The sequence below is a fragment of the Pyxidicoccus sp. M6 genome, from assembly GCF_055568925.1.
This window is the reverse complement of record NZ_CM145714.1, coordinates 11,009,982-11,036,881: the sequence shown is the minus strand read 5'-3', so window position 1 is coordinate 11,036,881 and position 26,900 is coordinate 11,009,982. Positions and strand designations below refer to the sequence as shown.

Annotated in this window: 23 protein-coding genes; 14 read left to right on the top strand and 9 right to left on the bottom strand. The window is 69.0% G+C overall.

All coding sequences use genetic code 11. The annotated features are described in order from the left end of the window. Positions 1-19: 19 nt before the first annotated feature. The 4 genes from ACVTJA_RS43190 (at position 20) to ACVTJA_RS43175 (ending at position 5,377) form a co-directional block, all read left to right on the top strand. Entirely contained in the window at positions 20-2,725 is a 2,706-nt protein-coding gene (locus tag ACVTJA_RS43190; protein ID WP_465829478.1) for a hypothetical protein, read from the top strand. A gap of 15 nt (positions 2,726-2,740) precedes the next feature. Then, positions 2,741-3,460: a tail fiber protein gene (locus ACVTJA_RS43185; protein WP_465829476.1), complete on the top strand. Its 720-nt coding sequence runs from the start codon at positions 2,741-2,743 to the stop codon at positions 3,458-3,460. Positions 3,461-3,566: 106 nt separating this feature from the next. Beyond that, positions 3,567-4,616: a hypothetical protein gene (locus tag ACVTJA_RS43180; RefSeq protein WP_465829475.1), complete on the top strand. Its 1,050-nt coding sequence runs from the start codon at positions 3,567-3,569 to the stop codon at positions 4,614-4,616. A gap of 20 nt (positions 4,617-4,636) precedes the next feature. Continuing rightward, positions 4,637-5,377 (top strand): hypothetical protein, encoded by a 741-nt coding sequence (locus tag ACVTJA_RS43175; protein ID WP_465829473.1) that lies wholly within the window; start codon positions 4,637-4,639, stop codon positions 5,375-5,377. 330 nt (positions 5,378-5,707) lie between these two features. Here the strand turns inward: ACVTJA_RS43175 and ACVTJA_RS43170 are convergent, their stop codons facing one another. Further along, positions 5,708-6,295, bottom strand: coding sequence for an RNA polymerase sigma factor (locus ACVTJA_RS43170; protein WP_465829471.1), 588 nt, complete (start codon positions 6,293-6,295; stop codon positions 5,708-5,710). A gap of 233 nt (positions 6,296-6,528) precedes the next feature. On the opposite strand from ACVTJA_RS43170, the gene ACVTJA_RS43165 reads away from it, so the two are divergent. Beyond that, the gene (locus tag ACVTJA_RS43165) at positions 6,529-7,653 is read left to right on the top strand and encodes a HEAT repeat domain-containing protein (RefSeq protein WP_465829469.1); all 1,125 of its coding nucleotides are present in this window, start codon (positions 6,529-6,531) and stop codon (positions 7,651-7,653) included. Between the two features lie 166 nt (positions 7,654-7,819). On the opposite strand, the gene ACVTJA_RS43160 is transcribed toward ACVTJA_RS43165, so the two are convergent. Beyond that, the gene (locus ACVTJA_RS43160; RefSeq protein WP_465829467.1) at positions 7,820-8,710 is read right to left on the bottom strand and encodes an RNA polymerase factor sigma-32; all 891 of its coding nucleotides are present in this window, start codon (positions 8,708-8,710) and stop codon (positions 7,820-7,822) included. A gap of 303 nt (positions 8,711-9,013) precedes the next feature. Between ACVTJA_RS43160 and ACVTJA_RS43155 the strand changes: the two genes are divergently transcribed. Continuing rightward, positions 9,014-9,463, top strand: a complete 450-nt coding sequence (locus ACVTJA_RS43155) for a hypothetical protein (protein ID WP_465829465.1) — start codon at positions 9,014-9,016, stop codon at positions 9,461-9,463. Here the strand turns inward: ACVTJA_RS43155 and ACVTJA_RS43150 are convergent. Further along, entirely contained in the window at positions 9,390-9,962 is a 573-nt protein-coding gene (locus ACVTJA_RS43150; protein ID WP_465829464.1) for a thioredoxin family protein, read from the bottom strand. The two genes, ACVTJA_RS43155 and ACVTJA_RS43150, sit on opposite strands and share 74 nt — an antisense overlap. A 218-nt stretch (positions 9,963-10,180) precedes the next feature. Here ACVTJA_RS43150 and ACVTJA_RS43145 point away from each other — a divergent pair, with 218 nt between their 5' ends. After that, entirely contained in the window at positions 10,181-12,016 is a 1,836-nt protein-coding gene (locus ACVTJA_RS43145; protein WP_465829462.1) for a hypothetical protein, read from the top strand. 54 nt (positions 12,017-12,070) lie between these two features. Here the strand turns inward: ACVTJA_RS43145 and ACVTJA_RS43140 are convergent, their stop codons facing one another. Continuing rightward, the gene (locus tag ACVTJA_RS43140; RefSeq protein WP_465829460.1) at positions 12,071-12,793 is read right to left on the bottom strand and encodes an immunity 52 family protein; all 723 of its coding nucleotides are present in this window, start codon (positions 12,791-12,793) and stop codon (positions 12,071-12,073) included. A gap of 15 nt (positions 12,794-12,808) precedes the next feature. Beyond that, on the bottom strand, positions 12,809-14,185 hold the full coding sequence (locus ACVTJA_RS43135) for a restriction endonuclease fold toxin 5 domain-containing protein (protein WP_465840656.1): 1,377 nt from the start codon (positions 14,183-14,185) through the stop codon (positions 12,809-12,811). A gap of 160 nt (positions 14,186-14,345) precedes the next feature. Between ACVTJA_RS43135 and ACVTJA_RS43130 the strand changes: the two genes are divergently transcribed. Continuing rightward, positions 14,346-15,290, top strand: a complete 945-nt coding sequence (locus ACVTJA_RS43130; protein WP_465829458.1) for a hypothetical protein — start codon at positions 14,346-14,348, stop codon at positions 15,288-15,290. Here the strand turns inward: ACVTJA_RS43130 and ACVTJA_RS43125 are convergent, their stop codons facing one another. Next, positions 15,291-16,562 (bottom strand): AAA family ATPase, encoded by a 1,272-nt coding sequence (locus ACVTJA_RS43125; RefSeq protein ID WP_465829456.1) that lies wholly within the window; start codon positions 16,560-16,562, stop codon positions 15,291-15,293. A 176-nt stretch (positions 16,563-16,738) separates the two neighbouring features. On the opposite strand from ACVTJA_RS43125, the gene ACVTJA_RS43120 reads away from it, so the two are divergent. Both ACVTJA_RS43120 and ACVTJA_RS43115 read left to right on the top strand, forming a co-directional pair. Further along, positions 16,739-16,939 (top strand): hypothetical protein, encoded by a 201-nt coding sequence (locus ACVTJA_RS43120; RefSeq protein ID WP_465829455.1) that lies wholly within the window; start codon positions 16,739-16,741, stop codon positions 16,937-16,939. Positions 16,940-17,038: 99 nt separating this feature from the next. Continuing rightward, positions 17,039-17,887: a DUF2911 domain-containing protein gene (locus ACVTJA_RS43115; protein ID WP_465829453.1), complete on the top strand. Its 849-nt coding sequence runs from the start codon at positions 17,039-17,041 to the stop codon at positions 17,885-17,887. A 25-nt stretch (positions 17,888-17,912) separates the two neighbouring features. Here the strand turns inward: ACVTJA_RS43115 and bshA are convergent, their stop codons facing one another. The 3 genes from bshA to bshC are packed head-to-tail and all read right to left on the bottom strand — an operon-like array spanning position 17,913 to position 21,531. Continuing rightward, a complete protein-coding gene (gene bshA / locus ACVTJA_RS43110) occupies positions 17,913-19,076 on the bottom strand; it encodes an N-acetyl-alpha-D-glucosaminyl L-malate synthase BshA (protein ID WP_465829451.1) in 1,164 nt (387 codons plus the stop codon). Then, positions 19,073-19,870 (bottom strand): bacillithiol biosynthesis deacetylase BshB1, encoded by a 798-nt coding sequence (gene bshB1, locus ACVTJA_RS43105; protein WP_465829450.1) that lies wholly within the window; start codon positions 19,868-19,870, stop codon positions 19,073-19,075. The genes bshA and bshB1 overlap by 4 nt, the downstream gene beginning before the upstream one ends. Then, positions 19,867-21,531, bottom strand: coding sequence for a bacillithiol biosynthesis cysteine-adding enzyme BshC (gene bshC, locus ACVTJA_RS43100; protein ID WP_465840654.1), 1,665 nt, complete (start codon positions 21,529-21,531; stop codon positions 19,867-19,869). Before bshC ends, bshB1 begins: the two co-directional genes overlap by 4 nt. A gap of 116 nt (positions 21,532-21,647) precedes the next feature. Here bshC and ACVTJA_RS43095 point away from each other — a divergent pair, with 116 nt between their 5' ends. The 4 genes from ACVTJA_RS43095 to ACVTJA_RS43080 are packed head-to-tail and all read left to right on the top strand — an operon-like array spanning position 21,648 to position 26,836. Further along, positions 21,648-24,134 carry a PIG-L family deacetylase gene (locus ACVTJA_RS43095; protein WP_465829449.1) on the top strand — a complete coding sequence of 829 codons (2,487 nt, stop codon included), beginning with the start codon at positions 21,648-21,650 and terminating at the stop codon, positions 24,132-24,134. Then, positions 24,131-24,295, top strand: a complete 165-nt coding sequence (locus tag ACVTJA_RS43090; protein ID WP_465829447.1) for a hypothetical protein — start codon at positions 24,131-24,133, stop codon at positions 24,293-24,295. The genes ACVTJA_RS43095 and ACVTJA_RS43090 overlap by 4 nt, the downstream gene beginning before the upstream one ends. Continuing rightward, on the top strand, positions 24,292-26,004 hold the full coding sequence (locus ACVTJA_RS43085) for a sodium:solute symporter family protein (protein WP_465829445.1): 1,713 nt from the start codon (positions 24,292-24,294) through the stop codon (positions 26,002-26,004). Before ACVTJA_RS43090 ends, ACVTJA_RS43085 begins: the two co-directional genes overlap by 4 nt. Before the next feature lie 13 nt (positions 26,005-26,017). Then, the gene (locus ACVTJA_RS43080) at positions 26,018-26,836 is read left to right on the top strand and encodes a hypothetical protein (RefSeq protein WP_465829443.1); all 819 of its coding nucleotides are present in this window, start codon (positions 26,018-26,020) and stop codon (positions 26,834-26,836) included. Positions 26,837-26,900 lie beyond the last annotated feature (64 nt).

Below are 26,900 nucleotides of genomic sequence, written 5' to 3'. Positions count from 1 at the left end.
AGTGCAGCGAGGTCGAGTCATGCCTTTTTCCGAGAACGTGCCCTCCAAGACGCCCTCGTCCCCCGGCGCTGACCCGGCCGCCCAGTCGGTTCCCCCCGGGCTGCCCGTTCGCGCCAGGTCGGGCAGCGTGCTGATGCCAGACCCGGAGTTCCGGCTCTCCTTCACCTGGCAATGCTCCGACGACGGACGGGAGGTGAGCGGCTCGGTGATGTCCGTGACGACGCGCGAGACGCGGCCCTTCAAGCTCGGCGCCGCCCATCCCCGCGAGCAGCTCGAGTTCCCGATGCTGGGCGCCACCGTGGATGTCTGGCTCCAGTTCCCCCTGCCCCATGAGATTCAGCTTCACGCGGAGGCCCAGCCCATCAAGCCCTCGGCCAAGAGGCGCGACCCTTCCTGGATTGCCGTGTGGCTGGTGGGTGGGGAGCATCCCTGTCCTCCCATCGACCCCATCGTGCCGGACGAGTCGCTGGAGGCCTTCTCCTATCTGGTGACACGTCCCGTCGTGCCCTCGTGCTGTGCCAGGCGCCGCGAGCGCTTCATCTTCCGGAATGACCCGGCGCTGCCGCCTCCGCCCCCGTCCACGCCGGCCGAGGCGGTCGGGCCTGAAGCGCCAGCAGCGCCCACTGCCTCCGGGGCGGAAACGCCAGCCGCGCCCGCTGCCGCCGGGCAGAAAGCGCCAGCGTCCACTGCCTCCGGGGCGGAAGCTCCAGCCGCGTCCACTGCCGCCGGGTCGGCAGCGCAGGCAGTGCCCGCTCCCGCCGGACCCAAAGCGCCAGCAGAGTCCGTTCCCTCCGGGGCGGGAGCGCAGGCCGCGCCCACTCCCCCCGGACCCAAAGCGCCAGCAGAGTCCGTTCCCTCCGGGGCGGGAGCGCCAGCCTCACCCATCGCTTCGCGCGAGCCGGAGCAGCAGGTGGCGTCGCTCCTCCGGCTGTATCACTCGTTCTGGTGTCTGGAGGGCCCCCATGAACTCGCTGTCCTCACCCACGAGGCCGAGCAGGTCCTGGGGATGCCGCTGCTGGCGTACCTGTCCCTGCCCGCGACCCGGCAGCTCTCCGACGACACCTGGGCGCAGACTCAGGAGCTCGCTGCCTCCTCCAATCCCTCCACGCGCGCGGACACGCTCATCCTCGTCCTGCGGATGCTCGCCTTCCTCATCCGCCTCCAGCACGGAGATGCGGCCCTGCGCGAGGAGCGGGGCCGCAGGCAGGCGCTGGAGGCCATCGTGGTCCTCCCGTTGTCGGCGCAGCGCGCTCCCGAGCAGAAGGCGGCCGGTGTCGCGACGTCCGACCCCGTCGTCCCCTCCGAGCAGGGTTGGGCGCGCCTGTTCGGACTGGGGCTGCTGCGGAGCATCCGCCAGGCGCTCAAGGGCTACGAGCCGGGGGAGATTGCCTTCACGCTCAACGTCATGCCGCGTGAGAAGCGAGTCTTCTCCGAGCGCCTGCGCCTGCGCGCGGACCACGGGAGCCTGGATGGCCACCGCCATACGAGCTCGAACCAGCAGGTGACGGACCGCACCACGGGCACGGACGTGAGCAAGGAATTGGAGAACCTCGTCGGCTCGCTGAAGCTCGACCGCGACTTCACCCAACTGAAGGAGACCGTCGAGCCCAACGGCCTGGGTCTCACCGTCGACGGAAAGTGGACGGGCTCGAATGACTCCACGCTGAATCGCACCCAGGACGGCAATCGCGAGGCCCACAGGGCCGTCGACCTGGCGACGAACCAACTGCAGAAGCGCGTCGTCCAAGAGCGCGAGCTGCGCCTCCACGAAGAGTACGAGAAGGCCTCGCGCGCCATCCACGACAACCTGGACAGCGACCGCCGGCAGGTGGGCATCTACCGCTGGCTCAAGAAGCTCTACACCATGTCCGTCAAGGAGCGCGGGTCGCGCCTCGTCATCGAGTTCCTCGTGCCGAGCCCCGCGGAGGCCCTGCCGTTCGTCCTCGGGGCCGGAGAGGACGTCCCGGAGCAGCCCGTCAGCCTCAACAGGCTCGTCCCCCCCATCTCCTCCTACCGGGACGTGAACGCGACGAACTACCAGGTGCTCGTGGCCTACTACCGGGCCCGCCGCGTCGTGCCTCCTCCGGAGCAGTCCGAGGGCAGCAGCGCCTACGAGGCCTGGCAGGTCCGCACGTACGATGCCCTCGTCGCGGGCTACCGCAAGCTGTATGACGTCTGGCGCGCGCAGTACTGGCAGTGGGTGCGGGAGTCCCCGTGGAGCCTGCGCGAGCTGGAGCGGGCCGCCCTGAAGCGGCAGTGCCTGGAGGTGCTGCGGGCGCTGGACCCGCGTCCCCCCGAGGAGAAGCCAGCCGCGCTGCGCTACTTCGACGCGGCCTTCGAGTGGGCGGAGATGAGCTACCGCTTCTATTCGTGGGACGTGGGCAGCAAGCCCTCGGCCCAGTCCTTCCACTGGGTGGGCGCCGCGAAGCTCCAGCCGTGCCCGGACCCGCTCTTCCTGAGCTTCCTCCAGGCCAGCTCGGCGCGCGTCCTCGTCCCGGTGGCGCCGGAGTACTGGCGGACGCTCGCCTTCCTCTTCCAGCTCGGGCACATGCCCGCCTGGTCTCCGGAAGAGGTCCCGCTGCCCGAGACGCTCGTGCCGCTGGCCCAGGTGCTCCTGGACGCGTGCGGCTGCGCGCACAAGGAAGCACCGGAGACGTGGACCGTCGCGGTGCCCACCTCGCTCCTCTATCTGTCCGAGGGAAGCCAGCTTCCCGGATGCAAGTAGGTTGGGTGCGGGGCCATGCGAACTCCATTGCCGCCGATGCCCGTCGAGGTCCCCGTGGGAGCGGTCCTCCCCTATGCGGGACCCATCAACTCATGTACTCGCACCGCCCTGGCGGCGCAGGGCTGGCTCTTCTGTGACGGCGCGCAGGTCAGCGCCGTCACGTATCCCACGCTCTACGCCCTCATCGGCCCGCTGTACGGCACTCCCGTGACGGAGGGAGACCCTCCCGCCACCCTGTTCTACCTGCCGGACTATCGCGGGGCCTTCCTGCGCGGCGTCAACCAGGACGCGACGCGTGCGCCCAACGGACAGGGACTGAGAGACTCCGGTGCCGACACCCGCCTCTCGGCCCGCTACGGCTCGAGCGGGCAGGGTGAGGGCAACCAGGGCAACTCCGTCGGCTCGCAGCAGCTCGACGCCTTCCAGAAACACGAGCACCGCTACACGCAGCCCCAGCAGACGGCCGATGTTCCTGGTGACAAGACTCCCACCCAGTCCGGTCTCACCACGCAGGACGCTGACACCCAAGGGGTGGTCGCCGCGAAGGGCGAGGAGGAACCTCGCGCCGAGGCCGAGACACGGCCGCTCAACGTGTATGTGAACTTCATCATCAAGGCCCAGGCCAGCGTCCTGGCGCCCAATGCCGCCGCGGCCGCGGGATGCAAGAACCTGAAGGATTGCTGGGGTGCCGCTGGCTCCGAGACGTGCAAGGGAGGAGGTGGCTCCCCGGGCTGAGCCGCGCGTGCGCGCCACGCGGTGCGGGCCTGGCACGGCGATGGCGGACGAATTCACGCCGAGCCCACCAGACCGTCTTCCAGACATCACTGAAATGGAGGACGTAATGCCAGTGCAGCTCGACTCAATCACATTCTACTGGGGGGCCAATCCGCAGACCAGCGCGCTGCGGATTCGCAGGGACTACGCGACGGCGATCAACGTGCCGGAATGGACCCGCGGCGGCACCAATGAGCCGTCGGCGTATGCGATTGCCCAGGTCCTGGCCGGAGGCAACGTTCCCCAGATTGGGGTGGCCCTCTCCGGTGCCGAGGCGGGAGAGATTCTCACCATCGCGGCGGTGGGCAATGGAACGCCCCTGGGCGACATCGCCCCGCGGGAGGTGGCGTTCGACGAGCACGGCCGGGCCAACGTGCAGATGCCACTCGCCAACTGCACTATCGGGGCGCAGACGGTCGGTGTCGTCAACACGACCTGGGCGTGGACCGCGACCGATGGAGGCGGCCAGGTGACTCAGCTCGGCAACACCACCCACCGCTCGTTCCTCATCCTGGATACGCCGAGCCCTCCGTGGACGCAGAACGGCAGCAACCAGGACCCGTGGGTGACGGCGCTCGAGGCCGCATGCGCGTATGCCCAGGGCGCTGGCGCCGCGGCCGCCGCCGCGGGGGGAATCACCACGGGCATCAACGGCTCGGGAGCGCAGTACAACCCCGCCCCCACCTTGTTCATCAACAACGGCGGAACGGTGAACGTGTACCTCACCACCTTCCTCACCTGGCGCGCGGGTGGCGCCGCCTACCCGATGACGCTCAACTGCTTCGACTGCGGTGCCCTCGTCATGCTGCTGTCGAACCTCCTGGGCGCGACCTACTGGTCCGGCAAGTTCGTGAACGCGATTCTGGGCAATGCCCTGACGACCCTGCCCATCAACGGCATGGGCACGGCGGGCTGGAACATCTGGAACTGGAGCTTCCACGAAGTCTGCTGGGTGCAGTTCGCGACCAACAGCCAGGTCTTCGATGCGGCCTGCCGGCTCAACCAGGCGGCTCCGGTGCTGCCGAGCAACATGCAGTTCGACATGAACTACCGCCCGCTGCTCACGAACGTGAACGTCCAGACCCTCGGCGGCGCGCAGCGGTACCCGGTGCAGTGAGGGAGGCAAGGAGAGACGCCATGTCCACGACCCAATCGCAGTCCAGCATCAACGACGACCTCACCTCGACGCCTCCCTTGACGGGGGGCCTGTTGCTGTACGGCATGCAGGCGGCGTTCGAGTCGCCTGGCGACAACTGGAAGCTCATCGAGCATCTCGATGCGAATCCGCTCGCCACGCCGCGCCCCTCGCGGGCTGTCTGGCAGAACACGCAGGACAAGTCCCAGGCGCTGTACGTGCAGATCGACGAGTACGACAGCGCCGCCGCCGCCAGCGTGGGCCTGGCGAGCCAGCTCGAGCGGTACCAGATGCCCACGATGAGGCGCAGCGAGACGATTGGCGAGGTCTGCTACTACGGCTCCAGGGAGTTCGCGCCCGTCATCTACTTCCTCCGTGCGAACATCGTGGCGTCCGTGACGGGCTTCGGCGCGTCCGCCGCCGAGGTGGATGCCACCGCATCGCGCCTCGATGCATTCCTGAACCTCTATCCACAGTCCTACGACAAGGCGGCGCTGGTCACGGACGTGCAGAAGCAGACCGCCCCAGGCGTCTACCTCATCGACTACGAGCCGCAGCAGCCGCCCTCGTTTCAGTACTTCAAGTTCTTCACGGGCGGCGCGGTGCCGGAGCGGAAGAGCGTCAACCTCTACGTCACGTTGCCGAAGGATGTGGCGGCCACGCGCCTGCAGGTGTTCCTCTTCAACGCCGTCTCGGGCCGCGCGCAGGGCTCCGTTCCGATCGACGTCCCGCCGCGTAGCTAGCCGCTCCGCGGAGAGGTCTTCAAGGGTTCGGGCGGCATCGGTGACGGCCGCCTGAGCCCGCTCATGTGCTCGAGACGGGCTCCTCCCGCACGTCCACACGCATCTGCATGCTGGCGATTGGCTGGGCCTGGAGCGGCTGTGCCGCCTCGGGCGCGGCGCGCTGGCGCTGGAGCTGCGCCGGGCCGCGGCGCAAAGACGTCCGCGCCCGTCGTGTGTGCCCGCACCGGGTGCCTGACCATGATGGCAATGCCCGCTTGCCCGCTGGCGTGGACGCCAGCGCGGGCAGGCGGGTGGTTGCCCTGGGACAGGCGGAGCTTCAACGCGGGACGTTCAAAATGCCTCGGCCCGCCCTTTGCGAAGGCCGCGTTGGGTACGCCGCGCTTCCGGCTTCAGGTCGCCCAGCACGTCGCGCAGCGCGCGGTACGCGAGCTGGATGCGCTTGCGGACGTTGCAGTTCGTCAGCCCCAACTCCTCGGCGATGTCGCAGTAGGGCATGTCGTGTACGAAGCGCATGACGAAGGGCTCGCGCAGCGTCATCGGCAGCGCCTGGACGTGCTCCCAGAGGCGGGAGTCCAGCTCGTCGCGCAGCAGGTTCATCTCCGGCGAGAGGACGGGCGACTCGAGGGTGGCGAGCCGGTCCATCGGCTCGTCCTCGTCTTCGTTGGAGTCATCGCGAAAGCGGCGGCGGCCACGGTGCACGTCCAGGCAGACGTTGCGCAGCACCGCGCCCAGCCACGCCTTCGCGTTGGTGACCTGGGGACCCTGCCGATGCACCGACTCGCACGCGCGAAGCATCGCCATGCTGAACGCGTCGTCCGCGTCCGCGCGGTTTCCATTCATCAGACAGAGGCTCTGGCCGTAGAGATACTCGCTATGGCATTGCCAGACATTCCAGAAGGTTTCACGAGAGATGGACATCGCGGCCTACGGTTCCCATCGCGAATCCGGTCAGCAGGTCCGGGGCTGATCGAAAGCGGGGAACGCTCGAGGGTGTGAGTCGCCGTACGGATGGCACTTCAACGCTTGACCCTGAAAGAAAAGGGTCATGGGGCCGCGTGATGAATATTGATCCGGAGGCTGACATTCGGCTGTCGCGAGCTCGCGATGCGCGCGTGTGTCACAGCTCACCCGCTCGCGCGTCACCAGCCGGAGTGAAGACCGCCAACCTCGCCATCCTCCTCACGCGCGTCGTGCATGACGTGACGCATGACCGCCCTCTCACGTTTGACGAAGAGCGGCGGCTGCGCGACGCGCATGCCTGGTGCGTGGTGCCGACGTGTCGCGCCCGTGGAGGTCGGGTGTACACCGTGCGCGGCGGCGCGTTCCTGGTCACCTTCCCGTCGCCTACTGACGCCGTCCTGTGCGCACTGGAGGTGCAGGCACTTCGCGCGCGTGACGTCGCGCACGCGGCCCGACCCGTGCGGTTCTCGCTGCGGCAGGTGGTGAGCACCGGCGAGGTGTGGCTGGAGCCGGACGACGTCTGCGGTGCGCCGGTGGACCTGGCGGGCCGGCTCCAGGAGGCCCTCGTCGACGGCGGCGTGTTCCTCACCGAGTCCACCTGGCTGGTGATGGACAGGGCGCGCCTGCCCGCCGAGAGCGTGGGTCCCCTCGACCCCGAGGCCCTTCCCGAAGGTGTGCGTGTGTTCCGTGCGCGGGCCCTCATGCCCGGTGAAGGTGCGTCACGGGGCGGCGTCGGCTGGCGCGGCGAGGCGCTCCGCCGGGCGGCGCAGGCGTCGCTGGTGCTGCGCGGATTCACGCGGCGGGTGCGCGACGTGACGTGGAAGCAGGCGGGGCGGGTGGCGCTCGTGCTGGGGCTGCTGGCGGCTCCGCTGGGGGCGGTGCTCGCGTGGCTCTGGCCCTCGAGGGCGGAGGTCGCGCTCGAGGCCCTGGCACGCCTACCCGAAACGGAGCGGGACACGAAGGCGCGCGAGGTGGAGGCGCTGCTCGGTCAGGAAGAGGACGTGGGCGTTCGCGCCTTCCTCCGGGGCCGCCTTCGCGAGGTGCTGGGGGAGCCGCGCCTGGCCGTGGAGGACTATCGCGCGGGCGCGGAGGCGGGACACCCCGAGGCGGTGTCGCGGTTGGTGGAGCTGCTGGGCCACCCGGAGTGCCCGGTGCGTGCCGCGGCGGCGCGGACGCTCGGAGGGTTGTCCGTGGAAGAGGCCCGCGAGCCGCTGCGGGAGCTGGCTGAGCATGGGCCCGACGGCGGAAGTGACAGGTGTGGTTCGCGCCGGGCCGCGGCGCAGGCGCTGAGCAAACTGGAGGGGCCTCCTCGCTGAAGCCACGCCCCCGCCGCGGCGCGCGGGGCCGCGAGCCTGGCGCGTCACGGCGAGACGGCGCGGCGTCAGCGTGGTGAAGGGCGCGGCCTGAATACACCGCGAGCCAGGGCGCCCACTCGCATGGGCACGCTGGCTCGGAGTCACTGCGAGGAGCTGGGGTCGCGGCTCAGGCGGCGAGGGTGGCCTCGTCCACGCCGGCCTCGGCCATCAGCGTGGCGAGCGCGGCCTTGAGCTTGTCCTTGGCGCGAATCTCGAGCTGGCGGGCGCGCTCGCGGGAGAAGCCGAAGTGCTCGCCCAGCTCGCTGAGGGTCATCTCCGCGTCGCCCATGACGCGCTGCTCGATGATGAAGCGCTCGCGCGGGTCCAGGCGGCGCAGGGCGCGCTGCACCAACTCGCGGGTGAGGTCCGCCTGCTGCTTGTCGGCCACCTCGTCCACCGCGGAGGCGGACTCGGACTCGACGAAGTCCAGGTGCGTGGCGTCGCCGTCCTCGCCCATGGGCGCGTCGAGCGAGAGGTCACGGCCGCCCATGCGCTGCTCCATCTCGCGCACCTCGGAGGCCTTCACGTTGAGCTTCCGGGCAATCTCCTCGGCGTTGACGATGTGGCCCTCGCCGGCGCCCAGCTTCTCCAGCTCGCGGCGCGTGCGGGCCAGGCTGAAGAACAGCCGGCGCTGCGCCTGCGTGGTGCCGAGCTTCACCAGGCTCCAGTTCTTGAGGATGCAGTTCTGGATGTACGCGCGAATCCACCACACCGCGTAGGAGATGAGTCGGATGCCCTTGTCCGGGTCGAACTTCTGCACGGCCTTCATCAGGCCGATGTTCGCCTCCTGGATGAGGTCGGACATCTTCAGGCCGTAGGAGCGGTACTCGTAGGCCACCTTCACCACGAAGCGCAGGTTGGCCGTGACGAGCTGGTGGCCCGCGGCGAGGTCCCCCGCGCGGAAGCGGCGCGACAGCTCCTGCTCCTGCGCCTGTGTCAGCAGCGGGTAGCGGTTGATCTCCGAGAGGTACGTGGAGAGAGAGTCGGGGGAGGCGGAGAAGGCGTTGGTGGTCTGCATGGTGTCTCTCGGGGAAAAGAGAACGAATCTCGGGGGACCGCTCGACTGCGGACGGGGGTGGCCTATCGCAATGCGTGTGCCACGCCCGGCAGGCAGCGTTTCCGAGTGGATACGCGGGTTTGCACAAACGCCTCGGGGTGCTTAGGGCCGGTAGTCGGAAGTTTTTTCAGGGTGCCTTGGGGAAGTCTCTTCCGGCTGTTGAGCGGCCAACGCGTGGAGGCCGGGGAGGGCGGGCAGGCGGACAGGCCCTCGGAAGGAGGGTGTGCTCCTTCTTACCTCCCGCGTCATCTCCACCTTTGGCGAATGGTGGATGCCTTCCAGCTCTTCGCCGTCTCCGCCGTGGTGATGGGGGTGTCGCAGACCATCGCCAGGGAGCGCATCTTCGCGCCCCTGCGCGAGCGGCTGGGGGGGAAGGACACGTGGTTCGGGTACCTGGTGTCGTGTCCCTATTGCGTGTCGCACTACGTGGCCTTCGCCCTGGTGCCGCTGACGGGGACGTACGCCATCGACGTGACGGTGGGCGGCTGGCCGGGCGCGGTGCTGCGGTGGCTCCTGTCGTCGCTGCTCGTCACCGTCATCGCCGCGTTCTTCCGGGTGGTGTTCTGGTTCGTGGACGAGACGCAGGGGCTGGTGCGCCGGCGCCAGCGCACCGAGGAGGAGGAGATGGCGACGAAGCGGCTCATGCGCAAGCGCGTGGAGCAGAAGGTGGGCCCGGTGGAGGAGCACGAGCCGTCACCGCCGGCCTCGCACTGACCTGGGAAGGCCCGAGGCGCCGCTCATGCCTGGGGCGCCTCATGCCGAGGGATGGCGAATCGCTGGTCACTCCTTGCCCTGTGCACGCACGACGTCGAGTGTGGCCTGCAACGTGCGCAGTTGCTTCTGGACGTTGGGCGCGTCGGGAGTGGCCTTCAGCTCCTGTGGGCCACGTGTCGATGGGGAAGCGCCGGAGGAAGGCTTCGTTGCCGGACTTGTCCGTATCCATTGCCAGCCAGACGAAGCGGTCCGCGTGGGGGCGGAGGGACGCATCCTTCAGCACCGTCGCGCGCATGTAGCGGCAGGATTGGCACCAGGGCGCCCACGCCTCCACGAACAGGGGCAGGTGTTTCTCTCGCGCCTCGCGGAGCGCGGCCCCGTAGTCATCCTCGATGAAGGGCAGCGCGTGCCCCTCCGTGGCCGCGAGCTTCGTGGGGGCGCTGCTCGTCGCACAGCCAAGGACGGCCAGCAGGAGCCAGGCCGTGTGTCGCAATTGCATGTCGACTCCATCTCGGTTGCATCACGCGGCCCTCAGACATTCTCAGGCGCGAAGAAGTTCCGTCCGCTTGCTCAGAGGGTGAGCTGTGTTGAGACAGACGTCTCCTTCACTTTTGGGACAGGCCTGTAAGCTTTGACTTCCTTGTCCAGTGCGGAGCTACTTCGACCTGCGGGCCGGGACGCCACCTTCACGCGCGTCCGCTCGCGGAGAGCACGCACATGAAATCATTCCTCAAGCCATCGCTCGCGGGCGCGACGCTGGTGGTGACGAGCGCATGCGGTCCCCAGTCTCCGGCCGAAGACACGCGGGCATCCGCGGACGTGGCGGTCTCCACCGCGGCCATCGGCGCGACGCGCGGCAACTATCCGGCGCCGCGCTCGCCGGTGATGCTGGGCGTCCACTCGCCCGACATCGCCAACAACCTGGGCGCGCTGAATGCGATGTTCCCCGGGCGCAAGGGCTGGATTGTGAAGGAGTCCTACAGCACCGATGTGAACTGGATTGGCGGGCTCGTGGGGGAGCTGGCCACCGCGGCGGGGCAGGGCTTCACCCCTGTGCTGCGCGTGGACTACGCGCGCGGCGGCGGCAACATCAACCCGCAGGGCGCGGCGGTGGCCGGCGCCACCATTCCGTGGGAGGGCGGGACGAGCAGCAACGGCTCGTGGGGGCGCTGCTACCTCTCGCCGGACCCGAGCGCTCGCGCAGGCAGCGACATCACCACGCCCGGCGGTACCCACAAGGAGTGCTACCTCGACTACATCCGCCGCGTCCTCTCCGCGCCAAACAACGGCGCGGTGCACACGTGGATCATCGGCAACGAGATGAACATGAAGGGCGAGGCGCTGGGCTTCCCCGGCGGGACGATTCCGTACCACGTCTACGGGGACGTCTACCGGTCCGCGCGGGCGCTCATCCGGGGCACGTCGGGGCACCAGAATGACGCCGTCTTCGTGGGCGGCGTGTCGCCCAACGCGACGGACTTCACCTCCGAGGTCTACACCTCCGGCAAGGACTACCTCACGGGGCTGCTCTACAACCTGCAGCCGGTGGAGGTGGACGGCATCGCCATCCACGCGTACGCGGGGGGCGTGAGCAATTCGAGCGTGGGCCTGGAGACGTTCCGCAAGGGCACCACGGGCGCGGGGCTGGGCTACCAGAACACGCTCAAGTGGATTGACGCCCTGGGCTACTCGCAGGTGCCGGTGCTGCTGTCCGAGTGGGCGGCGAACGTGGAGGGCTCCTCCACCGAGAGCAACGTGGCGAGCTTCATCGGCGCGGCGCTCACCGACATCAACTCGTGGAACGGGGGCGGTACCAACCACGACCTCATCGGCGCCGTCTGGTACACGTGGAACGACGGTGCGTGGCCGCAGCAGTCGTTGGCGCGCTACCCCGCGGTGCGGCAGGCGTTCGCCAACAACTCCAATGTGTACAACGCGGGCGACGCGAACACGGGCTGGGGCGAGTGCGCGCGGCAGCCGTCGACGACTCCGTCGCGGGCGTTCCCCGAGACGGGGAAGACGGTGCGCGGGTTGTTCCTGAGCACGTATGACTCGAGGGGCGGGCTGGCCGTGTTCGGCTATCCGATTGGCGAGGAGGACTGCGGCGTGGACACGCGCACCGGGCGCATCCTCTGGCAGCAGTGGTTCCAGCGGCACCGGTTGGAGTACCACCCCGAGCAGGCGGCGGGCTCGCAGGTGATGCTGGGCTCCATCGGCAGCCAGCTCGCGCGCGAGAAGTATGGCATCAACCCGGATGACTGGACCCCGGGGCAGTCGCAGCCCGCGTCGAACTGCACGCTCGTCGGCCCGTTCGCGGGCGGCGGCAAGTGGGTGTGCGGTTCGTTCCGGGACTACTTCAACGCGAAGGGGGTGGGCGTGCTCGGGTATCCCATCTCCAAGGAATTGGACTTCCAGACGAAGGATGGACGGTGGATTCGGGCGCAGTGGTTCGAGCGCTCGCGGCTCGAATACAACGGCGCGGTGACGCCCATCCCCATCCAGGGAGGCCTGCTCGGGTGCGAGGCGTCCGGAATCACCGGGGCGGGGTGCTGAGGCACTGAGGTGCTGAGCCGGTGCGGGCGGGAGGACTCCGTTCTCCTGCCCGCGCTACTTCGCCGTGGGTGGATGCATAGGGCGGAGCAGGCCCGCGCGGTCGAGCAGCTCCTGCACGCGCGCGGCGAGGGCGACGTGCTCCGGGTTGGAGGCGGTGAAGCGCTCAGGGGTGAGGATGACGAGGGTGCCCTTGTCCTCCACGGGCTCGATGCGCACCGGGGCGGGGAGGGGAGGCACCGTGCCTCGCTCGCGGGAGAAGTACGTCACCCAGCCGGTGAAGGTGCCTACTGCAGGTTCCTGCCAGGTTGAATCGCGGTGGAGGTCGGAGGTGGCGATACCACATTCCGGGTCCCAGGCGAGGGCCATGGCGCGCACCACTTCAGTCAGTACAGGCGCGGTCAGGACCCTCTCCATGACAACTCCCCGACTAGGAGTCTTGAGCAGACAGACTGGTTGCAGCCACCGATTGTCCGAGCCGCAAAAGCCGGTGGCACCGGATGTTTCCTTCGGGTTGTCACCTGCCCAGAGCCAATATTGGAACCCATCCTTGCCAACCCGGTTCTTCTTTTTCAGGAAGCGCCTCATGAAGGCTTCGGCATCCAGCTCGACCTGTCGCTCGCGGGCCTTCGCAAAGGAACTCCCTGGTTCGTGCCACCGGTTCCAGGTCGGCTCCAGCGGCCCAATTCGACGAAAGAAATCCTCCGCGCGTCGAGCGCACGCCTCAACGGTTTCGTGGCGGGGCGGCCAGTAGCAGGCCGAGTAGTAGGTCTCGAGCATTTCGTCGTGAAGTCCTCACGGAGGAACGTGACTGATTTCGACGCCTTTGACACCGCTTTGACTGAACAGCTTGCGTAACGCGTCCGCGAATTTCTTCTCTGCGATGACCCATCGGACGCGCATGCCGTTGGCGGCGCTGAGCTGCCGATTGGCCTGAAGAATGAACTTGTTTGCGCCCTTGAAAAACCACTTCGCGTCCAATTCTCCGTCGAAGAACTTGGCCAGGTTGGGCCCCTTGGCCTCCAGCAGCACGCCTTCCTTCGGGTTGAAGCCGTCGAAGTCCACCTCATCACCATCCACCTTGACCCGGTAGACCCAACCTCTGGGAGCGCCCGTCACCTTCTCCTGGTAGGCACGGGCACTCTCAGGCATCGATTCCGAGGCCTGCACCCATTCCCCCGGGCCACCCGAGGGCAGCACCTTCACGCCAGGGTGTCCGCCACCAGAGCCCATGGCCGCCATGGCGACCGCATTCGGTGCCAGGGTGATGACGAGGTTCCCTTCCACCACCGCCACGGACGTCACCGCGCCCGCGGCCTCCAGCCTCAACCCCAACTGGCTCGCGGCCAGCGCCGCTGCCTCGGTGAAGCGGGGCAATTGGGGCAGCCTCGTCGCCAGCCACGTCGCGCTCCCGACGGTGCCCCGGCTCACCAGCATCGTCGTGGCCAGCACGAAGATGCGAGCACCCTCCTTCCCCATCACCCCGCCGAAGCGCTCTCCCGCGACATGCAGCTCCTGGAACGTGGTGGCCTTGTCGCTCGCCTTCTTCAGCTCCCAGCACGCCCGCACCACCTCCAGGAACGAATCGATTCCCAGGTACGCGAGCATGAGCACGCTCAGCACCGCCGCCGCCTTGGTGAACACCGGCTCCGGGTTCGCGGCCAGCACCGCCCAGGTGACGAGGGCGGACACCACCACCACCTTGAAGAACGTGGGGTTGAAGGTGTCCTCCAGCGCCTCGGCGATGCTCGCGTGCATGGGGTCCAGCGACAGGCCGAGCGCCAGCGCCAGCCTGTCCATAGACGTGAAGCCCAGGCCCTCTTCGAGCAGCGAGAGGCAGTCTCCTGGTGCTTCGTATGCCCGGCACCAACGCCCGTAGTCCTTGCGCAGCGAGAGCTGCCACGCCCTGTCCGCTGCCGCGAATCCGTCCGAGGCAGAGGTCCGCACCAGCCAGCCCGCCTGAGACGCGCGAATGGACAGCGGCACCTCCAGCACCAGTCGCGCCAGGGCCTCCTCGAATGCGTCCTCGTCCACCGGGACGGACCTGTTCGTCGAGGGCGGGACGTACTCCAGCGGCCGGCCCTGTCCCGTCTCCAGCCGCACCACGCGCGAGGTCGAGCACCCCGTCAGCAGCAACACCAGCCACAGCGAGACAGCGCCACGAAGGGTCATCACGGATACTCCCGGTTCTGGCGCCCCCTCACCGCCGGGTGTTGACGCTTCACGTTAACAAGCACCTCCAACGCTTCCGGCCCCCGGGCGCGCAACTTCATTCCGGATTGGTAGACAATGGTGGGCAAGCCCATCGCCCCCATGGGCCGGAGGTCCCCCCATGAGCCCCATCGACCGCAGCCGCAACCTCTCTGTCCCCACTCCGGCGCGCAGCACCGCGACGGCGCAGAAGAACCTGCTCGGCTCGGTGGTGGAGGCCGCGAAGGAGGGCATCGCCGACATCCCCCGCTTCGTGAAGATGGGCGCGGACGTCTTCGAGGCCACGCACCTCAGCGAATTGCGCCGCATCTTCGGCGGTGACGCGAAGCCGGACCGCATGAGCGACGGGAAGTTCGTCGGCGCCAAGGGCCAGTCCTTCCCTCCCGGTACCCCGCTCAAGGACATTCCCGCCGTCACGCCGCTCGACAATCCGAACCCGTCGAAGACCATCCTCTACGTCAACGGCATCATGACCCCCATGCAGGGGCAGCTGCAGGAGATGCAGTCCATTGCCGACACCGCCGACGCGCGCGTCATCGGCATCCACAACGCCACCCAGGGACTGGTGACGGACCTGGCCCAGTGCGTGACGGACAAGCTCGACAAGGGAACCAACCCCGCCGTGGACACGCTCGCGGACACCGTCTACGGCGAGCTCAAGGCCGGGCGTGAAGTCCACCTCATGGGCTACAGCCAGGGCGGCCTCATCACCGCGCGCGCCCTCTTCGACGTGCAGCGCCGGCTGCGCATCGAGGACGGCATGTCCCAGGCCCAGACCGAGCAGCTCATGAGCAAGCTGAAGGTGGAGACCTTCGGCGCCGCGTCGACACGCTACCCGGATGGGCCCCAGTACGTGCACTACGTCAACAATGCCGATGCCGTGCCCACGCTCACCGGCCTCGGCGGCAGCGTGGACCCGCTCGCCTTCATCAAGGACGCGGGCAAGGGCGCCGTGGTGCACCGCTTCACCGACGGCAACCTCAACCCCATCAGCAATCACATGCTGGACACCCTCTACATGAAGCACCGGGTGGACTTCGACGCCGCGCGCGCCGGGCACTTCTAATCACCACAGCCCCTGCTCTCGCAGCAGCGCTCCCAGCGGCCGCGCGCCCAGCTTGTACGCATCGAAGAGCTGTCCCGCGGCCGCCCACGTGGGGTTGGCCCACGTCCCCGCGCTACAGAGCAGCAGGGACGAGCGCAGCTCCTCCGCGGAAGAGAACAGCACGTGCTCGAAGGGCAGCGGGTTCTGGCTGGCGAGGAACACCTGCCGCGTTCCCACCTCCCGCATGCACGCCTCCACCCAGCGCGGGTGCAGGCCGTTGGCCAGCTCGTCGGCAATCGCGAAGTCCTCGTTCACATCCAGGTAGTAGAGGAAGGACAAGAGCCGCTTCTGCCCGAAGCCCAGCTCCGCGTGGGAGAGCCCTCCGCCGTCCGCGCGCGTGAAGTGGAAGCCGAAGCCGCCGAAGCCCACGCGCCCGCCGTTCTCGAAGGAGCGCTTCTCCTGCACCTCCACGCGGAACGTCCCCGCCTTGAAGCCGGCGAGGGACACGAAGCGCGACAGGAAGCTCCGCTCCATCGCGTCATGCCGCAGCTCCAGCACGTCCGGCGGGGCCTCGCGCTCCACCTGCTCGCGCAGCCAGGCCGGCATCCATGTGGGCAGCGCCATCAGCCCCAGCGGGAAGACTTCTCCATCCCGCGCCTCCATCGCGTAGCGGATGTTGCCGATGCGCTCGAACATCCCGAGCGCCTCGTCGAACCGCTGCGGCGCGAGCAGGAAGGTGCGACGGAGCAAGTCCTTGAGCCGCTCCTTCATGTCGCGGTCGATGTACTGCGCCGTCATGAAGAGCAGCGTCCACACCGAGCGGTCCAGCAGCGACCAGTGCATGGTGCGAGACCACGAGGCCTCTCCGTCCACCTTGCAGTCGATGCCCGCCTCATCCGCGCGCATCACCAGCCGCGCGGCGGGAGACGTGAGCCGCAGCTCCACCTCGATGCGGGGGTGGAGCCCCGACGTGCCCGTCTGCGGAGTGCGCAGCGGCAGCAGCTCGGCGCCCTTGCGCGGCGGCTCGTTCGGGTCCGGCGCGACGGCGGTCTGCTCGTTGCGCACGTAGACGTGGAGCTTCATCCCCGGAAAAGTCAGGTCGTATTCGAGGGAGAACGCCTCATGGACGAGGCCGGAGAAGTCCGAGCCGACGACGGTGGAGATGAGCTCCAGCAGCGTGGTCCTCCCGGTGCCGTTCTCTCCCAACACGAGGTTGAGCGAAGGGCTGAACACCAGCTCGGTGCCGGGGGTGACGCTTCGGTAGTGGTGGACCACGAGCCTCGTCAGCTTCATCGTGCTCGCAGCATGGCCACCCCGGCATGGAGGGGAAACACCTCTTTCGAGCCGAGTGTCCACGTCCGCGCTTCGCACGTGCGGGCAGGCGCCGCGAGCCCCGCCTCCGGGGTAGGGTGGTGTCTTCTCCCAGGGGCGTGCGGGGCAATCCGCCGCCGGAAAGGTTCGGGCCGGACATGGACTACCGGAAGCTGTTCCAGGTGCTGGTGATGGGCGGCGCGCTGGTCGGAGGCGCCACGGGCTGCAACCAGGGCAACAAGAACACGGAGGACCGCGCCAGCAGCAACGAGGGCACGGGCGGCTCCGGCTCCGCGGATGCCGGCACGCATGACGCGGGCACCGCGAAGCCAGGAGGCGGCGGTGTGAAGGGCTGGTGACGCGCCGGGCCACGTCGAAAGTCTGGAAGGGCCAGTTCGCATCGCTACACTCCGCCCGCTCTTCGACCCCACCGGTCGAGAAAGGACGAAGTGAGGACGATGAAGAACCTGGCCCTTGGATGTCTTCTCTCCGCGCTCGTGGTGCTGGCGGCCACGCCCGCGGAGGCCCAGCTCGAGCTCCCCGCCGCCAGCCCCTCCGCGAAGGTGATGCAGCGGGTGGGTGTCACCGACATCTCCATCGACTATTCCAGCCCCGGAGTGAAGGGCCGCAAAGTCTGGGGCGACCTGGTGCCCCTCGACAAGCCGTGGCGCACCGGTGCCAACGCGGCCACCAAAATCACCTTCAGCCGTGACGTGACGTTCGGCGGCAAGGCCGTCCCCGCGGGCACGTACTCCATCGTCACCCTGCCCTCGGCGAAGGGGTGGAAGGTGATGCTCAACAAGGAGCTGGGCCTGTGGTCGACGCCCGCTCCGTACGTGGCCTCCAACGACGTGGCCACCGTGGATGCCACCACCACGGAAATTCCGAGCCGCGAGCGGCTGGCGTTCCTCTTCTCCGACACCACGGATGACTCGACGTCGCTCGACATGGAGTGGGAGAAGCTGCGCGTCTCCGTGCCCATCAAGGTGGACTCCACCGCGCACGCGAAGGCCAGCATCCAGGCGACGGTGGACAGCTCCTCGCGCATGCTCGCCAACGCGGCCCGTTACCTGGCCGACACGCAGAAGGACTACCCCGCCGCGCTGAAGCAGGCGGATGCGTCCGTCGCCATCCAGTCCACCTGGTTCAACCAGTGGATTCGCGCCGACATCCTCGCGCGCCTGGGCAACTACGCCGAGGCCCGCAAGTCCGCGCAGCTCGCGTGGGATTTGGGCCAGAAGGACAAGAACTTCTTCTTCCGCGACCAGGTGTCCAAGGCGCTCGCGGAGTGGAAGAACAAGAAGTAGCCCGCGCACGCGAGCCGGGAGCCCTTCAGCGCTTGGGGGCTCCCCTCGCCAGCCGGCGGTAGAGCGCCTCGTAGCGGTCGATGGCGGGCCCGAGCTGGAAGCGCTCGAGCACCACCTCCCGCGCGCGGCGTGAGAAGGCCCACCAGCGCGCCGCGTCCTCCACCAGGTGGAGCGCATGCGCGGCCATGGCCTGGATGTTCCCCACGGGCGCGAGGAAGCCCGTCTCTCCGTGGGTGACGAGCTCGGGGATGCCGCCGATGTCGCTGGCCACCACGGGAACGCCGCAGCTCAGCGCCTCCAGCGCGGCGAGCCCGAAGCTCTCCTGCTCGCTGGGGAGGAGGAAGACGTCCGCGGCGGCGAGCAGTTCCTCGAAGCGGTCCTGCTTGCCCAGGAAGGCGACGCGGTCCTCCAGGCCGAGTCCGCGGAGGTGGCGCTCGGCGGACGTGCGCTCCGGGCCGTCGCCAATCATCACCAGCCGGGCGGGGCGCTGGCGGTGGACCTCGGTGAAGATGCCCACCACGTCGGTGATGCGCTTCACGGCGCGGAAGTTGGAGATGTGGATGAGCACCGGCTCCGGCTCGCGCAGGTCCGGGAAGAGGGGCTGCAGGCACGCGCGGTCTCTCCGGGGCGCGAAGCGCTGCGTGTCCACGAAGTTGGCGATGACGTCGATGGGGACGCTCTCGGGGATGCCGAAGCCCTGCCACGTGGCGCGCCGGAGGAAGTCCGAGGGCGTCGTCACCGCGTCGCTGCGCAGGATGGAGAAGCGCGTAATCGGCAGGTAGCTGGGGTCGATTCCCACCAGCGTGGTGTCCGTCCCATGCAGCGTGGTGACGACGCGCGGCGCCTTGTCGCCCAGCACCTCTCGCGCCATCCATGCGGCCGTGGCGTGCGGGACGGCGTAGTGGACGTGGAGCACGTCGAGTCGCTCGTAGCTGGCCACCTCAATCATCTTGGAGGCCAGGGCGATGGGGTACGTGCTGGAGTGCTGGAGCGCCGGGTAGTCGCTCTCCGTCACCTCGTGGAAGAAGACCTTGCGGCTGGTGCCGTGCAGGCGCACCGGCAGGTCCTTCGCGATGAAGTGGACGCGGTGACCCCGGTCCGCCATGGCGAGGCCGATTTCGGTGGCCACCATGCCACTGCCACCGAAGGTCGGAAAGCAGGTGATGGCCACGTTGAGCGAGTCAGTCATCGGCGTTGGGGGAAGAACAGGGGGCGCGCGAAGCTATTCCGGCGGAAGTGCTCCACCGGGTCGATGAGGCCCATCGTCTCGCGGAGGACATACGGCTCGCCGTACGCCACGCCCACCTGCGCGCCGTAGAAGGCGTCCCGGGCCTCCAGCGAGGAGAGGGACAGCGGAGAGCCCACCAGCGTGGGCGGCGCGTCCGGGCGGGGTTGCACCTGGCTCGCGTAGCAGCGCACCGCGGCGCGCTTCTGCTCGTACACGGAGGTGACGTCCACGACGAAGCTGGGCTCGGCCAGGTGGCGCAGCGGGTAGTAGAGCACCTGCCTTGGTGTGAAGGGCGCGCCAGGTGGCTCGGTGTCGAACTTGCGGACTCCGGCGAAGAACAGCGCGCGCGTCACGAGGGCGCTGGTGGCTTCGTGGTCGGGGTGACGCTCCTCCTCCCACGGCACGATGACGAGCTCCGGGCGCAGGCGGCGCAGCACTTCCACCACGCGGGACACGGCGGCGGTTCGCGTGCGCTCGGGCTCGGAGGACTCGAAGCCGGCCCAGGGATTCACCCAGCCGTCGGGCAGGCCGAGATTCTCTCGGAGGGACAGGCCGAGCGCGCGGGAGGCCGCTTGGGTCTCCTCGGCCCGTGTCTCGGGTGTGCCGCGCGAGCTCTTCTCTCCGCGCGTCAGGTCGATGATGCCCGTGCGGTAGCCCTGGGCCGCCATGCGCGCGAGGAGGCCGCCGCAGAACAGCTCCACGTCGTCCGGGTGCGGTCCGAAAGCGAGGACGTCGATGCCGTAGGTCTCGCTCATGGCGTCAGGTCCTTCAGGACGCCGGAGAAAGGCACACAGGCGTCGAGCACCTGTTTCGCAAAGGCTCGCGTGCCGATGCGCGATGCAATGTGGGCCATGCCGAGGACGCGCTCCTGTGGCTCCCCATTGGGAGTGAGGTACGTGCGCAGGCGGTCCACGCGCTCGGCGGTGGAACTGTCGCGCCGGGCGAGTGCTCGGGAGTACCGGCCCGTGAGGCGGGACACCGCGACGCGCACGGTGCCACGCGTGCGCTGGAGCGCATCCTGGAGCATCGGGTCCAGCGCGAGCAGCGAGTCATTGATGCGGTCCAGTTCCTTCGCGAAGTTGCCGAAGAGACGTGACTCCAGGGCCTCCGGAGTTTCGAGCGGCTGCGCGGTGTCGCGCGCGGCCAGCCGCGTCAGCAATTCCTCTCGCGGTGTGCCTACGTCGTCAGGTTGGAGGCCCAGCTTGCCGAGCCATCGTCGCGTGCGGTCATCCAGCACCCGGAAGCGGGCGCGCGGCACGACGAGCGGCATCGGCCTGCCGAAGTGCGCGTAGAGCGGTTCGAGCTGCGCGAAGTAGGCAATCTCTCCGGGGCCTCCGACATAGGCCGCAGTGGGCAGCCACGTGTCCTGGAGGAGCGGCCGCAGCAGCGCGGACGTGGTGAAGCGGAGCGGCTCCCTCTCCAGCCAGCCGAGCAGCTCGGCCGTCGTCACGGTGCGCCCCTCCGGGTGTCCGACGAGGCTCCACGTATTGGGGCCGCTCGGGTCCATGCGGTAGCGCGGACCGTCCACGCCGTCCGGAGAGAAGAAGCCCAGCGGAGAGCCGGGACGGATGTGGACCTGCTCGGAGAAGCCCGCCTCGCTGAGAGCACGCACGCGGGCGGCGAGCGCGGTGGAGATGGCCTCCGCCTCCAGGATGGAACGGCGATGCACGGGCGCGGCGAGCGGTGCGAGGCGTGCGTCCCGAGGGTCGAGGAACACCAGTCCTTCCTCGGCGAACACCGTCGAGAGCACCTCGGTGAAGGCCTCCGCCAACGTGGCTTCAGGACGGTAGGCGCGCTCCAGCAGCGCGAGGTACTCGTGCGCGTGCGGCTCCTCGCTCAGCTCATTGCGCAACATGGCCAGGGCCGCGGTGACGCTCGGGCCGAGGTGGCGGTGGGCGATGGGCGCTCGCGAGGTGGCCGCGTCGGGGAGCTCCAGGGCCACGCGCAGGGGACCGCCGGTGCGGCGCGGCAGGAAGACGTGGTCGACCTCGGGCAGGTCGTGGTCCTCCGTCTGCAACCAGAAGATGGGGACACAGGGCCGGCCCGTCTCCTGGGAGAGCGCGCGGGCCGCGACGATGGCGGCGGCGGCCTTGTAGAGGGTGAAGAGGGGGCCGAGGAACAACCCCATCTGCTGTCCCGTCACCACGGCCACGGTGCCCGGCCGGGACAGCATCTCGAGGTGTCGCTCGCGCGCGGGGCTGGGGGCGAGGCGCGCGTTGCGGGCGATGAGGACGTCGAGCAGCGCCGGAGGCACGGTGCGAGACGCGGCGGCGGCCACCGCCTCGGCACGTGCGGCCGGCTGGCGACAGCGGTCGGGAAGGATGGAGAGCGCACGCGCATCTCCGCGAAGCCACGCGGCAGAGATCGATGACGTCACGGTCGGGCTTGAATAACAGGTCCGGTGTGGAACGAGCAGGCAACCGACATTTGCGCCGCGCACTTATTCCCTGGCCAATCGCGTCAATCGGCATTCGAGGCTCATGAAAAGGTCACGCGCGCGGCTACGAATGCCTTGTTATAGGGTCCGCCCGAATGCGGAACCTGCTCGGCTTGGGAATGGCGTTGGTCATGAGTCTTGGAGTCGGGTCGACGGCACTCGCGCAGGCGCCTCGACAACCCCACGCAGGAGAACTCGCCGCGGGGCTGCGGCGGCTGGGAGTGACGGGCAGCGTGCTCTACGTCGCGGCCCACCCGGACGACGAGAACACGCGCTTCCTCGCGTACCTCGTGGGCGAGCGCGGCATGCGCGCGGGCTACCTCTCGCTCACGCGCGGCGACGGTGGACAGAACCTCATCGGCACCGAGCAGGACTCGATGCTCGGGCTCATCCGCACGTATGAGTTGCTCGCGGCGCGGCGCGTGGACGGCGCGGAGCAGCTCTTCACGCGGGCGCGCGACTTCGGCTACACGAAGAGCGCGGACGAGGCGCTGAAAATCTGGGGCCACGACGAGGTGCTCGCGGACGTGGTGCTCGCCATCCGCCGCTTCCGGCCGGACGTCATCGTCACGCGCTTCACCACGAAGCCGCCGAACCATGGGCACCACACCGCGTCCGCCATCCTGGCGGCGGAGGCCTTCACCGCGGCCGCCGACCCGAAGCGCTTCCCCGAGCAGCTCTCCGAGGTGAAGCCCTGGAAGGCGGACCGGTTGCTGCACAACACCTCCACGTGGAGCCTGCCGGAAGGCGCGGACATGTCCGGCTACCTGAAGGTGGACGTGGGCGGGTACGACGCGCTGCTCGGACGCTCGTGGGGCGAGGTGGCCGCGGAGAGCCGCAGCCAGCACAAGAGCCAGGGCTTCGGCGTGCCCGCCGAGCGCGGTCCGCTGCTGGAGTACTTCTCGCCGCTCGCGGGGACGCGTCCGAAGGGCGACGTGTTCGAGGGGCTGGACCTCTCGTGGAAGCGCTGGCCGGGCGCGGAAGGCGTGGCCCGCGCGGTAGACGAGGCGCAAAAGGGCTTCGATGCCCGCGCGCCGTACCTCAGTGTGCCGGCGCTCGTCCGCGTCCACGAGGCGCTGACCTCGCTGCCGGAGGACAACCCGTGGAAGGCGCTCAAGCTGCGCGAGACGGAGGCGCTCATCGCCGCGTGCGCGGGCCTGTTCCTGGAGGCTCGCGCCACGGAGCCCTCGGCCGTGCCGGGCTCGCAGGTGGACTTGAACCTCACGGCGCTGAACCGCTCGCCCGCGGCATTGCGGCTCGTGAGTGTCACGCTTCCCGGTGGTGAGTCCGTGGCCGCGAGCAACGCGCTGGCGCTGCATGCGCCGTTCAAGCTGACGCGGAAGGTGGCGCTCCCCCAGGACGCGGCCATCTCGACGCCGTACTGGCTGCGCACGCCCGTGACGGGCGGCCTCTACACGCTTGAGGGCGCGGACCGCGCGCTCACCGGGAGGCCGGAAGGGGAGCCCGCGCTCGCGGTGACGTTCGTCTGCGAGGCGAACGGCCGCCGCATCAGCGTGACGCGGCCGGTGGTCTACGTGTGGACGGACCCGGTGCGCGGTGAGCTCTATCGCGCCTTCGAAATCGTCCCCGCCGTCACCGCGACGCTGGAACGGGACGTGCTGATGTTCCCCAATGGAGCGACGCAGCTCGTGGCGGTGGTGCTGGCCGCGGGCCGCTCGGACGCCAGCGGCAAGGCCCGGCTGGAGGTGCCCGAGGGCTGGAAGGTGGAGCCCGCGGAGGTGCCGTTCCAGTTCGCCGCGCGCGGTGACGAGCGCACGGTGGTCTTCCAGGTGACGCCGCCGAAGGGCGCCACGGCGAAGGGCCGCCTGCGCGCCGTCGTGGAGAGCGGCGGACGCACGGAGTCGTGGCGCGCCCGCACGGTGTCGCACGAGCACATCCCGCCGCTCGCGGTGCGCCAGCCGTCGGAGGCGACGCTGGTGCCCTTGACGCTGGCCACGAAGGTGAAGCGCCTGGGCTACATCTCCGGGCCGGGAGACCGCGTGGCGGAGAGCCTGGCGGCGGTGGGCTACGAGGTGACGGTGCTCCCCGAGGAGCGGCTCGCGAGCGAGAAGCTGGAGCGCTTCGAGGCCATCCTCGTCGGCGTGCGCGCCTTCAACGCCAACCCGCGCCTCGCCGTGCACCGTGAGCGGCTGCTCAAGTACGTCGAAGGGGGAGGGCGACTGGTGGTGCAGTACAACACCAACAGCCGCGTCGGCCCGCTCACCAGCTTCGTCGGCCCGTATCCAATGGAGATTGGTCGAGACCGCGTGACGGACGAGACGGCGGCGATGACGCCCGTGACTCCGAACGACCCGCTGCTGCGCGCGCCCAACGCGCTGTCGGCCTCGGACTTCGAGGGCTGGGTGCAGGAGCGCGGCCTCTACTTCGCGTCCACGTGGGACTCACACTACCGGCCCGTGTTCGCGATGAACGACGCGGGCGAGGCTCCGCTCAAGGGCTCGCTGCTGGTGGCCCGTCATGGCAAGGGTGCCTTCGTGTACACGGGGCTCGCCTTCTTCCGTCAGCTCCCCGCCGGCGTACCCGGCGCCTACCGCCTCCTGGCGAACATCCTCGCGCAATGAGCTCTCCCGCTCCGTCCCTGCAGAAGTCCCCCGCGCCCCGGCCCGAGATGGATGACGCGCCGCCGCTGCTTGGCTCGTGGCGCAACATCTACCTCGTGGTGCTCGGCACCTTCGTCCTGTTCGTCGCCCTGTTCTGGGCGCTCACCGAGGCGTACTCGTGACACTGCTCGACTGGCTGGTCCTCGGCGGCACGACGGCATTCATCGTCATCTGGGGGTTGTGGAAGGCGCGGAGCGCGAAGACGACGGAGGACTACCTGCGTGGCGCGCGCGAGCTGAAGTGGCCCACCATCGGCCTCGCCGTCATGGCCACGCAGGCCAGCGCGATTACGTTCCTCTCCGTCCCCGGGCAGGCCTACGAGGACGGGATGCGCTTCGTGCAGTTCTACTTCGGACTGCCGATTGCGATGGTGCTCATCAGCGCGGTCTTCGTGCCCATCTACTACCGGCTGAACGTCATCACCGCGTACGAGTACCTGGAGTCGCGGTTCGACTTGAAGACGCGGCTCCTGGGCGCGTTCCTCTTCCTCGTCCAGCGCGGGCTGGCCGCGGGCATCACCATCTACGCGCCGTCCATCATCCTCTCGTCGATTCTGGGCTGGCCGCTGGAGCCCACGGTGGTGGCCATGGGGGCGCTCGTCATTCTCTACACGGTGACGGGCGGCTCCAACGCCGTCAGCCAGACGCAGAAGCAGCAGATGGTGGTGATGATGGGCGGCATGGTGGTGGCCGCGCTCGTCATCATCTGGCGGCTGCCGGAGCACGTCTCGTTCGGCAAGGCCGTGGACGTCGCGGGCGCCTTCGGGCGGATGAACGTGGTGAGCTTCGACTTCAACGTGCAGGACCGCTACAACTTCTGGTCCGGCATCACCGGCGGTTTCTTCCTGTCGCTGTCGTACTTCGGCACGGACCAGTCGCAGGTGGGCCGCTACCTGACGGGGCGCTCCATCTCCGAGAGCCGGCTGGGGCTGCTCTTCAACGGCGTGCTGAAGATTCCGATGCAGTTCCTCATCCTGTTCGTCGGAGTCCTCGTCTTCGTCTTCTACCAGTTCAGCACGCCGCCTCTGCTCTTCAACGAGCCGCTGCGCGAGCGAGTGCAGGCCACCGCGCAAGCGGGCGAGTACGCCGCCGTCGAGGCGCGGTGGGAGCAGGCGCAGACGGCCAAGCGCGCGGAGGTGGAGCGCTACCTCGCGGCGCGTGAGGCGGGAGACGCGGCCGCGGAGGCGTCCTCGCGCGAGGCGCTGCGGGGCGCGGCGCAGCAGGCCAATGACATCCGCAAGGAAGCGAAGGCGGTGGTGGCCCGCGCGCTGCCGGGCGTGGAGACGAAGGACTCTGACTACATCTTCATCGGCTTCGTGAAGCGGTGGCTGCCCAGTGGGCTGTTCGGGCTGCTCATCGCCGTCATTCTCGCTGCGGCGATGAGCTCCATCGCGAGTGAGCTCAACGCGCTGGGCGCGACGACGACGGTGGACTTCTACCGCCGCGTCTTCCGGCAGGACGCTTCGGACCGGCACGTGCTGGTGGCGTCCAAGCTGTTCACCGTGTTCTGGGGCCTGGTGGCGGTGAGCTTCGCGACCTTCGCCTCGCTGCTCGACAACCTCATCCAGGCGGTGAACATCCTCGGCTCCATCTTCTACGGGACGGTGCTGGGCATCTTCCTGGTGGCCTTCTTCCTCAAGCACGTGCGCGGGCACGCCGTCTTCGGCGCGGCCGTCCTGTCGCAGGCCACGGTGATTGCGCTCTTCATGCTCAGCGACATCGGCTACCTGTGGTTCAACGTGATTGGGTGCGCGCTGGTGGTGGTGCTCGGGCTGGTGCTCCAGGCCGTGCTGCCGCGTCAGCCGGAGCCCGTCGTGGTGGCGGGCACGTGATAGCGTCGCCGCCATGAGCCTCGTCACCCAGGGCCGTGAGCCTCGGCGGCAGATGGTGCTCCGGCCCCAGCCCGGGTCGAAGCAGGTCGTCACCGCCACCCATGCCTCCGCCGTCACCGTGGAGACCGGTGGCCGTTCCGAGCCCGCGCCGCGCGTGCCCGCGACGCGGATGACCTTCATCATCCACGTGCAGTCCGTCTCCCCCGAGGGCGACGTCCGCTACGACTTCACGCTCGACGCGGTGGACCTGCTCGTCCAGCCCGGCACGTCCGAGCAGAGCATCGAGGGCTTCAAGCAGAGCCTCGCCTTCCTGCCGGGCCTCACCGGCAAGGGCTCCGCGGGGCGGCGGGGCAACACGCTCCAGCTCGCGCTGCCCTCGAGCCTGGAGCCCGCGCGCCGCAAGGAGCTCAACGACCTGGCCAAGGCGCTCCAGTTCGTCGGCAACCCGTTCCCGCAGGAGCCCATCGGCCTTGGTGCCCGCTGGGAGGAGCCCCTCTATGGCTCCGGCCCCATGCCCGCCAACGGCTCCGCCAGCTTCGAGCTGGCCGACATCCAGGGCGAGAGGCTCACCACGCGCTTCCTCATCCAGCAGACCTCGCGAGATCAGGCCGTACCGCCGGAGTACCAGACGCGCACGGATGGCGGAGAGCGGATGATGCTGCGCTCGCAGACGAAGGGCGAGACGGTGTTCCGCCTCGATCGGCTGTGGCCCGCGCGGAGCGAAATGGAGATGCGCGTCCAGGCCGACCTGTCCTCCGAGAAGGAGGACCCACCACGGCGGATGCGCATCATCACCGACGTGAAGGTGCTGCTGGAGGAGAAGGAAGGCTGATCCGACGCAGCACGTAGCCAGGGGAAGGTCGTACCGGGGTGTGAAGCAACCCGGCCCCTCCCTA

Coding starts and splice junctions, on each gene's coding strand:
- ACVTJA_RS43190 (WP_465829478.1), top strand. CDS start 20: ATGCCTTTTTCCGAGAACGTGCCCTCCAAGACGCCCTCGTCCCCCGGC.
- ACVTJA_RS43185 (WP_465829476.1), top strand. CDS start 2,741: ATGCGAACTCCATTGCCGCCGATGCCCGTCGAGGTCCCCGTGGGAGCG.
- ACVTJA_RS43180 (WP_465829475.1), top strand. CDS start 3,567: ATGCCAGTGCAGCTCGACTCAATCACATTCTACTGGGGGGCCAATCCG.
- ACVTJA_RS43175 (WP_465829473.1), top strand. CDS start 4,637: ATGTCCACGACCCAATCGCAGTCCAGCATCAACGACGACCTCACCTCG.
- ACVTJA_RS43170 (WP_465829471.1), bottom strand. CDS start 6,295: ATGTCCATCTCTCGTGAAACCTTCTGGAATGTCTGGCAATGCCATAGC.
- ACVTJA_RS43160 (WP_465829467.1), bottom strand. CDS start 8,710: ATGCAGACCACCAACGCCTTCTCCGCCTCCCCCGACTCTCTCTCCACG.
- ACVTJA_RS43155 (WP_465829465.1), top strand. CDS start 9,014: ATGGTGGATGCCTTCCAGCTCTTCGCCGTCTCCGCCGTGGTGATGGGG.
- ACVTJA_RS43150 (WP_465829464.1), bottom strand. CDS start 9,962: ATGCAATTGCGACACACGGCCTGGCTCCTGCTGGCCGTCCTTGGCTGT.
- ACVTJA_RS43145 (WP_465829462.1), top strand. CDS start 10,181: ATGAAATCATTCCTCAAGCCATCGCTCGCGGGCGCGACGCTGGTGGTG.
- ACVTJA_RS43140 (WP_465829460.1), bottom strand. CDS start 12,793: ATGCTCGAGACCTACTACTCGGCCTGCTACTGGCCGCCCCGCCACGAA.
- ACVTJA_RS43135 (WP_465840656.1), bottom strand. CDS start 14,185: ATGACCCTTCGTGGCGCTGTCTCGCTGTGGCTGGTGTTGCTGCTGACG.
- ACVTJA_RS43130 (WP_465829458.1), top strand. CDS start 14,346: ATGAGCCCCATCGACCGCAGCCGCAACCTCTCTGTCCCCACTCCGGCG.
- ACVTJA_RS43125 (WP_465829456.1), bottom strand. CDS start 16,562: ATGAAGCTGACGAGGCTCGTGGTCCACCACTACCGAAGCGTCACCCCC.
- ACVTJA_RS43120 (WP_465829455.1), top strand. CDS start 16,739: ATGGACTACCGGAAGCTGTTCCAGGTGCTGGTGATGGGCGGCGCGCTG.
- ACVTJA_RS43115 (WP_465829453.1), top strand. CDS start 17,039: ATGAAGAACCTGGCCCTTGGATGTCTTCTCTCCGCGCTCGTGGTGCTG.
- bshA (WP_465829451.1), bottom strand. CDS start 19,076: ATGACTGACTCGCTCAACGTGGCCATCACCTGCTTTCCGACCTTCGGT.
- bshB1 (WP_465829450.1), bottom strand. CDS start 19,870: ATGAGCGAGACCTACGGCATCGACGTCCTCGCTTTCGGACCGCACCCG.
- ACVTJA_RS43095 (WP_465829449.1), top strand. CDS start 21,648: ATGCGGAACCTGCTCGGCTTGGGAATGGCGTTGGTCATGAGTCTTGGA.
- ACVTJA_RS43090 (WP_465829447.1), top strand. CDS start 24,131: ATGAGCTCTCCCGCTCCGTCCCTGCAGAAGTCCCCCGCGCCCCGGCCC.
- ACVTJA_RS43080 (WP_465829443.1), top strand. CDS start 26,018: ATGAGCCTCGTCACCCAGGGCCGTGAGCCTCGGCGGCAGATGGTGCTC.